Origin of the sequence: Protofrankia sp. Cr2, from assembly GCF_963555885.1 — a bacterium.
Classification (GTDB): domain Bacteria; phylum Actinomycetota; class Actinomycetes; order Frankiales; family Frankiaceae; genus Protofrankia.
This window is the reverse complement of sequence record NZ_CAUVXG010000024.1, coordinates 12,518-24,494: the sequence shown is the minus strand read 5'-3', so window position 1 is coordinate 24,494 and position 11,977 is coordinate 12,518. Positions and strand designations below refer to the sequence as shown.

The 11,977-nt window shown below is 68.5% G+C and carries 10 protein-coding genes and 1 pseudogene; 6 read left to right on the top strand and 5 right to left on the bottom strand.

Annotated elements, in window-relative coordinates; genetic code table 11:
* The first annotated feature begins 161 nt into the window (after positions 1 to 161).
* The 3 genes from U9978_RS13050 to U9978_RS13040 are packed head-to-tail and all read left to right on the top strand — an operon-like array spanning position 162 to position 2,056.
* Entirely contained in the window at positions 162 to 380 is a 219-nt protein-coding gene (locus tag U9978_RS13050) for a helix-turn-helix domain-containing protein (protein ID WP_322761369.1), read from the top strand.
* A 50-nt stretch (positions 381 to 430) separates the two neighbouring features.
* Positions 431 to 1,057 carry a hypothetical protein gene (locus U9978_RS13045; protein WP_322761368.1) on the top strand — a complete coding sequence of 209 codons (627 nt, stop codon included), beginning with the start codon at positions 431 to 433 and terminating at the stop codon, positions 1,055 to 1,057.
* A gap of 3 nt (positions 1,058 to 1,060) precedes the next feature.
* Positions 1,061 to 2,056 carry a bifunctional lytic transglycosylase/C40 family peptidase gene (locus tag U9978_RS13040; protein ID WP_322761367.1) on the top strand — a complete coding sequence of 332 codons (996 nt, stop codon included), beginning with the start codon at positions 1,061 to 1,063 and terminating at the stop codon, positions 2,054 to 2,056.
* Positions 2,057 to 2,070: 14 nt separating this feature from the next.
* Here the strand turns inward: U9978_RS13040 and U9978_RS13035 are convergent, their stop codons facing one another.
* The 3 genes from U9978_RS13035 to U9978_RS13025 all read right to left on the bottom strand — a co-directional run bounded on the left by U9978_RS13035 (position 2,071) and on the right by U9978_RS13025 (position 7,234).
* Positions 2,071 to 2,223 carry a hypothetical protein gene (locus U9978_RS13035; protein WP_322761366.1) on the bottom strand — a complete coding sequence of 51 codons (153 nt, stop codon included), beginning with the start codon at positions 2,221 to 2,223 and terminating at the stop codon, positions 2,071 to 2,073.
* A gap of 169 nt (positions 2,224 to 2,392) precedes the next feature.
* The gene (locus U9978_RS13030) at positions 2,393 to 4,729 is read right to left on the bottom strand and encodes a serine/threonine-protein kinase (RefSeq protein WP_322761365.1); all 2,337 of its coding nucleotides are present in this window, start codon (positions 4,727 to 4,729) and stop codon (positions 2,393 to 2,395) included.
* A gap of 36 nt (positions 4,730 to 4,765) precedes the next feature.
* Positions 4,766 to 7,234 (bottom strand): protein kinase domain-containing protein, encoded by a 2,469-nt coding sequence (locus tag U9978_RS13025; RefSeq protein ID WP_322761364.1) that lies wholly within the window; start codon positions 7,232 to 7,234, stop codon positions 4,766 to 4,768.
* Between the two features lie 558 nt (positions 7,235 to 7,792).
* On the opposite strand from U9978_RS13025, the gene pgi reads away from it, so the two are divergent.
* Positions 7,793 to 9,460 carry a glucose-6-phosphate isomerase gene (gene pgi, locus U9978_RS13020; RefSeq protein ID WP_322761363.1) on the top strand — a complete coding sequence of 556 codons (1,668 nt, stop codon included), beginning with the start codon at positions 7,793 to 7,795 and terminating at the stop codon, positions 9,458 to 9,460.
* A gap of 332 nt (positions 9,461 to 9,792) precedes the next feature.
* Positions 9,793 to 10,173 carry an STAS domain-containing protein gene (locus tag U9978_RS13015; RefSeq protein WP_322761362.1) on the top strand — a complete coding sequence of 127 codons (381 nt, stop codon included), beginning with the start codon at positions 9,793 to 9,795 and terminating at the stop codon, positions 10,171 to 10,173.
* 52 nt (positions 10,174 to 10,225) lie between these two features.
* Here U9978_RS13015 and U9978_RS13010 read toward each other — a convergent pair whose 3' ends face one another.
* On the bottom strand, positions 10,226 to 10,453 hold the full coding sequence (locus U9978_RS13010) for a hypothetical protein (RefSeq protein ID WP_322761361.1): 228 nt from the start codon (positions 10,451 to 10,453) through the stop codon (positions 10,226 to 10,228).
* A 269-nt stretch (positions 10,454 to 10,722) separates the two neighbouring features.
* Between U9978_RS13010 and U9978_RS13005 the strand changes: the two genes are divergently transcribed.
* Complete coding sequence (locus tag U9978_RS13005) at positions 10,723 to 11,139, top strand: hypothetical protein (protein ID WP_322761360.1); 417 nt, start codon at positions 10,723 to 10,725, stop codon at positions 11,137 to 11,139.
* Positions 11,140 to 11,172: 33 nt separating this feature from the next.
* Here U9978_RS13005 and U9978_RS13000 read toward each other — a convergent pair.
* A pseudogene (locus U9978_RS13000) lies at positions 11,173 to 11,977 on the bottom strand (guanylate cyclase); the annotation flags it as partial.

Genomic DNA, 11,977 nt, shown 5'->3' with positions numbered 1-11,977 from the left:
CCCATTGCCGTTACTTGTGGTTAGTTGGTTCGAGCTTTGAACGGATCGATGTAACACGAGCAGTTCAAGTATGACAAGGCCCCTTCGGGGCTCGTCACGGTGCCTTGCGTGGGTGTAACTTCCGGCGCCAGCGACGATGTGCTCGGGAAGGGGGTCGTCGCGTGGCACAGGAAGGCGTCCCGGTGGCGGCGTTCGCGGTAGGCAGAGATCCAGCGGACGATGACGTACTGACGGTCGACGAGCTTGTCGCGTGGTTGCGGCTCTCGGAGAGCACGGTGCTCAAGCTCCTGTCCGAACGGGAGATCCCGGCCCGCAAGGTGGGGCACCAGTGGCGCGTCCGCCGCGGCCGGGTCCGGGACTGGCTGGACGGCAGGGAGTGATCTCTCCTGGCTCGTCCGTCGAGTCGCCGCCATCCCGGCGGGCGTCCAGGATGATCGTGATCGTGATCGCGCTGCTGCTGCTGGGGGGTGGCGGGCCCGCCTGCTCGGCGATCCGCGACGTCGCGGCTCGGGCGAGCGCAGGCCCGCCCACGACCGGGCCGCCGCCGGCCGCGAACGTGCCGCCCGGCCCTCCCCTCGCCACCGCTTCACCGCCGGCCTCCACTCCGCTGGACACCCATGATCCTGCAAGTGTCGCCGCGGACTGCTTCGTGCGCTGGCAATCCTTTGACGCGCGGGTCGACAGCGGGCCGAACGCCGGCCTCCCGCGTGCCCGCGACTGCATGACCCCGGACTTCTTCGCCCAGCTCAGTGGGCAGGGCCTCGGCGACGACTCCGCGCAGGGACCGACCAGGGCATGGCTCGAGCTGCAGGCGGCCGGCACCCGGTCCACCGTCGTCGTCCTGGCGACATCCCCGCTGGGCGGTATAGACACCAAGGCGACCGGTCGGGTGGTGCTGCTGCTCAACGTGCGGCGCACGACAGTGAGCGACCACACCGGCGACCGGGTGGAGACGGTGTCCAACCCGCTCCTCACACTGCTGCGCCAGACCGACGGCACCTGGCTCGTGGCTGCGGCGGCTCTCGCGAACTCCTACGGCGATGCGCCGGGCCGGTAAACCATGGCTTCGGGAGCGGGTCGCGTGTATCGGCGGCAGTGGCTGCTGTGGACCGGTGTGGGCCTCATGGGCACCATCATCGCGTTCGTCTTCGTGGTCATGGCGGTAGTTGTGATCATCGCCGGGCCCTTCATCGGCACCAACGGCTCCGGCCGGAGCCGGGTCATCACCAATGGGGACGGTATCCCACCCGAGTATCTGCCAATGATCATCGATGCGGCGGCCAACGCCGGCTGCAGTGAGGTCACCCCGGCTGTGCTGGCCGCCCAGCTGCACCAGGAGTCCGGCTTCAACCCGAGCGCCCAGTCCGGCGTCGGTGCGATGGGTATCGCCCAGTTCATGCCCGGGACGTGGGCACTGCACGGCCACGGGGATGTGTGGAATCCGGCCGATGCCATCCCGGCCGCGGCCCGTTACGACTGCGCGGTGGCCGCGTCCGTGGCGTCGGTTCCCGGTGATGCGCAGGAGAACATGCTCGCGGCCTACAACGCGGGGCCCGGCGCCGTACTGGCCTACGCGGGCCTCCCGCCGTATCCGGAGACCCGCAACTACGTGCGGACCATCCTTGCGCGGGCCCAGGTCTACGGCGATTCCGTCGCGACCGGCGCCCCGGTGTCCGCCGCGGCCGTCGCACCGGTGGTGGCGTTCATGCGTTCCCAGCTCGGCAAGGCATATGTGTGGGGTGCGACCGGGCCGGACGCCTGGGACTGTTCGTCTCTGGTCCAGGCGGCCTACGCCCGGATCGGGGTGTCGCTGCCGCGGGTCACCGTTGACCAGATGCGGGCCGGGCCTATCGTCGCAGGGGTGGATCCGCAGCCCGGCGACCTGCTGTTCATCCCGGGTGCGGACGGTACGCCCGCGGCCCCCGGCCACGTCGGGATGTACGTCGGTGACGGGCGGGTGATCGCTGCGAAGGGTGCCCGCTGGGGCGTCGTCGAATCGGACCTGTCGGACTGGACGTCGATCGTCGCGGTGACGCGTCCGCTCGCCGGTCCGTGAGTGCGCGGGCGTCCTCATGCGACAGCGGTGACGAAGTGTGAGATTCCGTCCGCGATGCTTCCGAGCAGACTGACCGCCGACTGGACCAGACCGGCCGCGTCGGCGGGTGTGTTCGCAACGTAGAAGATCACAAATGCGATTGCGCACATCGGTGCGAGTTTCTTCATGCCAGACCTCGCGGGAAGACGGGGTGGACAGGCGCCGTCCACGATGACCGGAGCCTGTCGCTACTCACGGTGATCCGACACGCTGACAACTCGTTTGAGTAACCAGGTGGCTACCGATGGTGCATTCTGTCCGGACCGCCGGGTGACGTCGATGACCGATTCAGCTGTTTCATCGGTTTGGCTTCAGTACGGTGGAAATAGATCCATCGGTAGCGATTCGTCGGACCAGACCGTCGTACTGCGTGACGTAGACCGCGCCGGTACCGTCTACGGCCACACCGGTCGGGCCGTAGACCCGGGCTTCGCGGGCGTCGCCCCCGTCGCCGAGGACCGTCGCGGCACGTGCCCCGGCGACGGTGCTGATGCGGCCGGTGGCTGCACTCACCAGGCGGATGGCGTTGGTCCCGTAGTCGGCGATGTAGAGGTCGCCGTTGGGTGCCAGCGCGATCCCGGCAGGCCCGCCGAGCGCGACATCCGTGGCCGGGGAACCGTCGCCGATGCTGCCGATCGCCGGCGGCGAAGGTGCGGCCGATGCCGTGGACGGCGGCGTGGACGGCGGCGTGGACGGCGCTGAGTTTCCCGTCTGCGGTGCCCTACCCGCGACGCGGGTGATGATCCCTCTTGGGTCGATCTTCCTGACTGTGCCGGTGCCAGTGCCAGTGCCAGTGCCGGCGTCGAGGATGTAGATGCTGCCGTCCCCGGCGACGGCGATGTCCGTCGGCTGGGTCAGCAGGGCCTGGATGGCCGGGCCACCGTCGCCGGAGCTTCCGCTCTTGCCGGTGGGGCCGCCCGTCCCGGCAATTGTGTCGATCTTGCCGTCGGCTGTGACTCGACGCACGCGGGTGCCCTCGGTGATGAGGATGTCGCCGTTCTTGTCGATCGCGACACCCTGCGGGGAGGACAGTTCCGCGCTGGTCGCGTTCCCCCTGCTGTTACCGGTGAATCCTTCCTTCTTCGGACCGGTGCCCGCGACCACCGTGATGGCGCCGTCACGTCCGATTTTGAAAACCTGACCGTCAGAGGCAGCGGAGACGACGTAGACCGAACCGCCCGGGTCGACCGCCACGGCGACAGGACGATCGATCACCTCTTTCTGAGCCAGGGTCACGCCGGCCGTCTCTGTGCCGTTGGGCGGCGCGGTTGTCGACGGCGCTCTGCTTGCCGGTGTCGTCACCGTGGACTGTGTCGGTGACCCCGCCAGCCAGGTGGCGTGCCCGGCCGGGTCGATGGTGACGACCCGGCCGAGGGTCGCGTTCGTGACGATGATGTTCCCGTTCCGGTCGATCGCGAAGCCCGATACCAGCGGCAGTTCGTAGGCCAGGGCGTCGCCCGCGTATGCGGCGGTGCCCGGCCCGGGGCCGGAACCGGTGAGCGCGAGCGCGAGCCCGGCACCGGTGGCTACCAGCGCCGCGGCGAGTGCGGCGGCCACGATCCGGTTGCGCCGTACTCCGAGCAGCCGGCGTAGGCCGGGCTGTCGCCGCGTCGGATGCCGCGTCGGATTCGGCCCTGCGTCGAGCCTCGTCGTCAGCACTGCATTCGGCACCGGCACCGGCACCGGATCGGCCGCCGTCCTGACGGTGTACGGGCCGGCGTTGGTGGTGTTCGCGGACACGCCGTCGCGGGCCGCAGCGGTGATGACGTCGGGCAGCGTTGTCGGCACCTCGGCGGCGGCGAGCCACCCCGGGCCGAAGGCTCCCGCCGCGGCCACGGCGAGGTCGACGGCGAACGCCTGCGCGGATGCCTGCCGCGCCAGGGGGTTCTTCGCCAGGGCACGCCCGATCACGGCGGCGATCGCCGCCGGTGCCTCGACGAGCGGTGCCGGCGGCACGTTGAGGTGGTGGTGCAGGATCGCCGGGACCGTCAGGGACTTCTCGAACGGCGGCCGCCCCGCGAGGAGCTCGTAGATAACCAGACCGAGTGCGTACAGGTCTGTTGCGGGGCTGAGGCGGTCGCCCGCGATCTGTTCGGGCGCCATGTAACGGGGCGTGCCGACAAGCCCGGTGGTGGTGGTTGCCGTGGCTTCGAGGATCTTGGCGATGCCGAAGTCGGTCACTTTGAGCAGGCCGGTGTCGGTGAACAACAGGTTGTCCGGCTTGACATCCCGGTGCAGCACGCCTTTCGCGTGCGCCGCGGCAAGAGCGGTGGCGGCGGCCAACCCGATGGCGCAGGCCGCTGGTTGGCTCAACCCGGATGCGAACCGTTGGCGCAGGCTGCCTCCGGTCAGCTTCTCCATCACCAGCAGGCACAGGCCGTCGCGTTCCACGTAGTCGTAGACGCGGACGACGTGGGGATGGTCGAGTCCGGCCAGGACCCGGGCCTCCGCCACGAAGCGTTCCCGGATGTCCTCGAGCCCGCTTGTGTGCTCGTGCAGGACTTTGATCGCGACATCCCGGCGGATCAGCCGGTGGCGGCCGGCGAGCACGGCGCCGAAGCCTCCACGGCCGAGTTCGTCACCGACGTCGTAGTCCGGTAACGCGGTCGCAACCCGCTTCTGATCGACTGCCATGTCGTACTTTCGCCTGTTCTGTTCGATTCTCGGGAGCTATCCGGCCCTGGCGACGGTCGTGATGACACCTCTGGAGTCGACCCTGCGGACCCGGTCGTTCTTGTCGTCGGCGATGTAGAGGTTGCCCGCGCCGTCGACGGCGGTGCCGGTCGGGCTGGACAGCTGGGCCCGGGTGGCCGGGCCGCCGTCGCCTGCGTAGCCTTCGGTCCCGTTGCCGGCCACGGTCACGATCACACCGTCGGCGCCGACCCGTCGGATGCGCTGGTTGCCGTAATCGGCGATGTAGAGGACGCCGTCGGGGCCGACCGCGACGCTGGGGATGCGCAGTTCCGCCGCGGTCGCCGGGCCGCCGTCCCCGGAGTAGCCGTAGCGGCCGTTGCCGGCCACGGTGCTGATCGTCCCGTTCGGGTCGATCTTCCGGACGCGCTCGTTGCCGAGATCCGCCACGTACAGCGTCCCGTCGGCGGCGATCGCCAGCCCGTTCGGGTTGTTGAACTCGGCCGCTGTGGCCGGGCCGCCGTCCCCGGCGAAGCCTTTGGTCCCGTTGCCGGCCACTGTTGTGATCACGCCGTCGGGGCTGATCCGCCGGATGCGTTGGTTGCTGTAGTCGGCGACGTACAGGGTGCCGTCGGCGGCCAGGGCCAGTCCGTTCGGTTCGTTCAGCTGGGCCGACGTGGCCAGGCCGCCGTCCCCGGCGAAACCGGCCGTCCCGGTGCCCGCGATTGTTCTGATGATCCCATTTTTATCGATCTTTCGGATGTGGTTCTCACCCGAGTCGCTGATGTAGATGTTCCCCGCTGCGTCCAGGAGCGTCACGGCCGGGCTGTGTAACTGTGCCTGGTTCGCGGGTCCGCCGTCCGGGGTGGAGCCACTGGTCCCGGTGCCTGCGACGGTGACCACGGTCCCGTCTTTGCTGATCTTGTGGACCTGGTGGCTCGTCCAGTCGGTGATGTAGAGCGCGCCTGCCTTGTCGATGGTGACGTCATAGGCGTCCAGCCCCGCCACGGTCAGCGTCGGGCCGGCATAGGCCACGCCGGGGGAGTACGTCGCGGACAGCGCGGCTGGATCGGTGCGGTGGTTTCTGGCGGTGATCAGTGCGACACCGGTGATCAACGCGAGGACCACGGCGCAGGAGACGCCCACGACGAGCCAGGTCCGGCGGGACGGCCGCGGCGATTGCGCAGGGTATGGCTTCCACGCCGGCGGGTAGGCGGATGCCGGCTGTGGTCCTGACGGCCCGGACGGCCCGGGCGAATCAGGCTGTCCAGGCGGCCAGGGACTCCGACCGGCCGGTGGGACGAACGGATTCGCCTGCCACCATCCGGAGCCGGCCTGCGCCGGCTGTGGCTGTGGCTGGCGGGCCGCCGCGGGAGCCGGCTGGGGCGCGGGGAACTGGCCTGGGGCGAGCCGGGTCGGCGGCGTGACCGCCGCCGGCGGTACCCAGGGGTCGCCGTGCACGCGCTGTCCGCGCGGATCGCCGGGCGCAGACGTCTGCGGCGGCCGGGGACCGGACCGGCCCGGCCACGGGTCCTGGCCGCCCGCTCCGTGGCCGCCCGTTTCCTGAGCGCCCGGTACCCGGCCGCCCGGCGGGTGCGGGCTCGACCGGACCGGCGGCCGCTGCGCCGCGTGCCGTATCTCGTCGTCGAGGCGGACCTTGATGCCGGACTCGGCGAGCCAGTTCGGGCTGAACGTGTGCGCGGCGGCTTGGGCGAGTTCGAGCGCGAACTGGGTCGCGTTCGGGAACCGGGCGGTCGGGTCCTTGGCCAGCGTCTGCATGATTATCGCGCCGATGGCGGCGGATATGCCGTCCAGTGGCGGTGGCGTCACGTTGAGGTGATGATTGACCAGCGCGCCCACGGACAGGGTCCGACCGAAAAGTGGTCGACGGGCCAGTAGCTCGTAGAGCACCCCGCCGAGCGCGTAGAGATCGGTGGAGGTGTACAGGCGACCTCCGGTGATCTGCTCGGGGGCCATGTATCGAGGCGTCCCGAGAACACCGCTCGCCGTCGTCTCGGTGCCTTCGAAAATCTTCGCCACGCCGAAGTCGGTGACTTTGAGAAGCCCGTCCGAGGCGAACATCATGTTGTCGGGCTTGATGTCGCGGTGCAGCACGTTGTGGGCGTGCGCGGCATCCAGGGCGGCCGCCGCGGCGAGGCCTAACGCGCAGACGGCCTCGGGCGACATCGGGCCGACCGCCGACCGCTGACGCAGTGTGCCGCCGGGAAGCAGCTCCATGACCAACAGGCAGGTGCCCTGATGCTCGACGTAGTCGTGGATACGCACGATATGCGGATGGTCGAGTTCGGCCAGTACCCGCGCCTCGGCAAGGAAGCGACTGCGCAGGTTCGCGTCGTCGGTGGTGTCGAGCAGGATTTTGATCGCGACATTCCGGCCCATCAAGCGATGGCGGCCGCCGAGCACAAGCCCGTAGCCACCGCGGCCCAGTTCACCGTCAACCTGGTAGCCGGGGAGCGCGGCCTGCACCAGCGAGCGATCGATCAACAAAGGTCAGATTCCGTTCGCCACCGTATGGATGACATTCACCGCATCCGCGCCCGTCGGTGGCCGGGCCGACGACCGACATCATCTTTCTGTGCTCCAGAGACTGCGGCCTCCGGGTGCGCGATCTGACGATCGTCGCGCGCCCTTTGGCCCTCCAGCCACAAATCAACGGCCTCCGGGTGCGCGATCTGACGATCGTCGCGCGCCCTTTGGCCCTCCAGCCACAAATCAATCGTGAGTGTACGACCGTGACTGCCTGGCTCTCTCCCGGTGGTCCCGGGCGACTCTGACAGATCAGTGACACACATCATAATGATTCGGGATTGATGACTTTCCGGATCCGTATAAGCACGTTCTGTTATGTCACTGTGTGTCGAGGATGGCGGTCATTCGGTGCCGCGCGGCGCCGCCCGCCCGGTGCCGCGCCCGGTGACTCACCCGGTGACGCGCGCGGTGACCTGGTCGGTGATGTGGTGACGTGGACCTGGCGTGGGGCATGCAGGATCGTGAGTGTGTCGCCGACGCGCCCGCGGCCATCGGACTGGGAGGTCCTGAAAGATCATGTCGCCTATCGAGCCGTCCATTGATGCTGTCCAGCACGCGTCCCCCATCATGGGAACGCCCGAATGGGCAGCGCTCGACAAGCACTTCGCCGAGCTCGCCGACGTCCATCTGCGCAGCCTGTTCGCCGACGACCCGGACCGGGGCGAGACATTCGCTGTGGAAGCCGACGGCCTCTACCTCGACTATTCCAAGAACAGGGTCACCCACCGAACGGTGGAATTGTTGACGGCCCTTGCCGAGCGGGTGCGACTGCGCGCCCAGATCGAGGCGATGTTCACGGGGCAGCGGATCAACACGACCGAGCGCCGCGCCGTGCTCCATGTCGCTCTGCGCGCGCCCGCGGACGCCGTCGTCGAAGTGGACGGCGTGAATGTCGTTCCCCAGGTTCACGACGTGCTCGAGCGAATGTCGGTGTTCGCGGACAAGGTCCGCTCCGGCGTCTGGACCGGGACTACCGGAAAACATATCCGGACCGTCGTCAACATCGGGATCGGAGGTTCGGATCTCGGGCCGGCCATGGCATACGAGGCATTGATGGACTACTCCGACCGGTCGATACAGTTTCGTTTCGTTTCGAATGTCGACGGTACCGACATCTGGGAGGCGACCGCCGATCTCGACCCGGCCGAGACGCTGTTCGTCGTGTCGTCCAAGACCTTCACGACCCTGGAGACGCTTGCCAACGCCCGCACCGCGCGGGCCTGGGTGGTCGACGCGCTCGGTCCGGACGCGGTTCCATTTCATTTCGTGGCGGTCTCGACGAACACGGAGAAGGTGACCGAGTTCGGTATCGACAGCGCGAACATGTTCGAGTTCTGGGACTGGGTGGGCGGGCGCTATTCGCTTGATTCGGCGATCGGCCTGTCCCTGATGCTGGCGATCGGGCCGGTGAACTTCCGGGACATGCTCGCCGGATTCCACGCGATGGACGTCCATTTCCGCACCGCTCCGTTCGATCGGAACCTGCCGGTGCTGCTCGGTCTGCTCGGCCTGTGGTATCGAGATTTCTTCGGTGCGCAGACCCATGCCGTGTTGCCCTACAGTCATTATCTCGGCCGCTTTCCCGCCTATCTTCAGCAGTTGGACATGGAGAGCAACGGCAAGTCGGTGGATCGAGCCGGGCGAGCGGTTCCCGTCCCCACCGGCCCGGTTGTGTGGGGTACTCCCGGTACCAACGGCCAGCATGCCTACTTCCAGCTCATCCACCAGGGAACCGCATTGGTTCCCGCCGACTTCATCGGTTTCGTCACGGCGAACCACGACGTGCGCCAAGGTGGTGCGGACCACCACGTCCTGCTGATGGCGAACTTCTTCGCCCAGACCGAAGCGTTGGCCTTCGGTCGGACCGCCGAGCAGCTCGCCGCCGACCAGGTGGACCCCCAAATCATTCCGCATCGGACATTCCCGGGTAACCGTCCCACCAACACGATTCTCACCGACCGGTTGACTCCCTTCCGGCTCGGCCAGCTGGTTGCCCTGTACGAGCACAAGGTCTTCACTCAGGGTGCGATCTGGAACATCAACAGCTTCGACCAGTGGGGCGTGGAGCTCGGCAAGGTACTCGCGGAGCGGATCATCCCGGAACTGTCGGCCGACGGGCCGGTGGAGCTGACTCACGACAGCTCGACCAACCATCTCATCCGCCGGTTCCGCGCTGCCGGTTAGGCCCCAGGGCGCCGCCGGTCAGGCCCCAGGGTACGTCTGGTCGATATATCCATATAGTTCGTTTATATGATGATTCCTGAATCCGATGTGACTTTGCGTCAACGGAAGTCGGAATCTTGGTTACCTTCGGTAGTATCGCTGCATCGGGTGTACGTATCTCGTGACTCGGGGAGAGACCACGCTGTTGGCGATTCCGGTCCGGGAGACCCGCCGGATCGCCAGGACAACGCAAGCCAGGAGGTGTCGCCCCGGTGTCAACCGGCCGGGGGGCGGGGCCAGGGGTCGGCGGCGCGGCACGACGAGCGTCGGCAGGAGTAGCGGGGGGCGGAAACATGCAGGTCGAGGCTGGTTGTCTGCGGATGTCGGTGACCCATTCCGGGTGCGATGTGGTCATCGTGCTTGACGGCGAGCTCGACACCCGCGGCCGGCTGCGGTTTCGCCAGGAGATCCATGAACTACTGGGACGCGGCGGCACGGACGTGACCGTGGACGTCGCTGGGCTACGGGCGATCGACATCGCCGGGATGGCGGCCCTGCTGCGGGCCGAGTTGCTGCTGCGAGGCGTTCACTCGAGCCTGCGGGTTCGCGGGGCGTCCCCGGCGTTCATGGCGTTGCTGCGTTCGACCGGCCTGACCGGTCGCCTGCAGGTCGACGCTGGGTCACGATGGTCGGGCGCGACCGCGTCCGCCACCACCGGTGGTTCCACTCGTTGAAGCCGACCGGCCGGCTACTCGCCCCGGTGGCCGACCGGCCGGCTACTCGCCCCTATGGCCGGGCGCTCGTGGACTGACGCGACACGATCAGACGTAGCAGTCGGGTCGCAGGCGGTCCGCCACCGTTGACGTCACCATGGGGCTCGTCGTCGAGATCCGGGACCAGCCGGAGCCGAGGCCGGCGTACCTTATCGATCATTTGTTCCACCTGATGCATAGCCAACATGCCGATCATGAGTACCAGTGGGAATCCCAGCACGATCGCTATGGATCCGGCCATCGCGTCCTCCGAGCCTCGCCCGAAAACACGGAAAGTCTCTTTGTGATCTCTCTGTGTTACCTGAAGTCCTGTTACCCGCGGTCGCGCGAAATTCACGTCCTGGCGACGGCTTCGTCCGTGGGGGGTGAGTGCCGCCGCGTTGTCGTCGGTCGACACCCACAACCTCCGGTGCCTCCCTCCGCCGCCTCGCGATGCACGCACCACAGCCCCGCTCCTTGATCCACGCCCCTATTGCCGGGCGCTCTTGGCCTCCTGTCACCATGTCTGGTATGTCGAGGCCTGCCGTCACACAACCGGCGGGCTCCGGCGGTGCCCGATCAGGTGGCACGGCAGGTGGCACGGCAGGTGGCCCACCGCTGCGTGGTCCCTACCGAGGTCCGTGGCCCGGCCGGCGCGCCATCCCGACCGAGGCTCAACTGCGGGCGCGGATGCGGATGCTGGCCGAGCAGATCGAGATTTCGCAGGCCGAGATCGTCCTGTATCGGGCGGCCTATGAGCGGGCCAGCGAGGAGGAGGCCGCTGACCGCCCATGGCTGCGTGGCCCCCTCGAGCGCCTCGCAGTCCCCCGCCTCGCCCACGCGCTGGCCCGTGAGCTCGACGCCATGGAGCGTTTCCGGCTGTGGGCGGAGGAGCTCTACTACCTCCAGGAAGAGGCCCGTGCCACCGGTCTGCTCCGCTCGCCGTAGGGTCCGCTCGCCGTAGCGCTGCGGGTCCCCGGATCACGCCGGGACGGAGAGCTCTTCGAAGAGTCGGCGGGCCTGGGCGGCTCCGGTGATGTTGCCTTTCTTCTCGTAGCACGCGATGGCTGCATCGATCTTCGGTCCGGCCGCGTCGACCTGGCCGGTTCGGTGGAGCACCTCGGCGTAGGCCAGCCACGCCTGCGCCTGTCCGTCCCAGTCGTCGGTTCGCCCGGCCAGGTCGCATGCGGCCTCGGCGAACCGGACGGCCTCGACCTCGCGTTCACGGCCACGCATCGCCAGTACCTTCGCGTGTACCCCGCACCAGCCGGCCTGGGCGGGGACCTGGTCGCCGGCAGCGGCGTCACGGGAGCGGGACACGTAGGTGGCCGCCTCGTCGAGGCGTCCGAGCTTGACCAGGACGTCGGCGAGTGCCGCGGCACGCGTGGCCAGGTGCGCGCGCTCGCCCATCCGGGCCAGCCGACGGCAGCTGCGCCGCAGCTCGTGCTCGGCGGTGTCGAGGTCGTCGGTCAGCAGGGCGACGCGGGCGACGACGAAGCCCCCGTAGAGCGGGTCTCCGCGGGGGCTCCGGACGTCCCAGACGATCTCTTCAGCCCGGCTGAGGTGGTCCCTGGCGGCATCGAGGTCCCCCGCCATGGTGAACAGCAGGGCCAGCTGGGCGAGCAGGGAACGACGCAGGCCGCGGTCGTCCCCGACGCCGGCCAGTGCCCGGGTGGCCCGTTCGACCGATTCGCCGATCGGGCGCGGGGCAAAGCTCAGCAGGTGGACGAGGTCACGGCGCATGGTCTGGGCATCACGCAGCACGCCGGACTCCTCGGCATGGCGG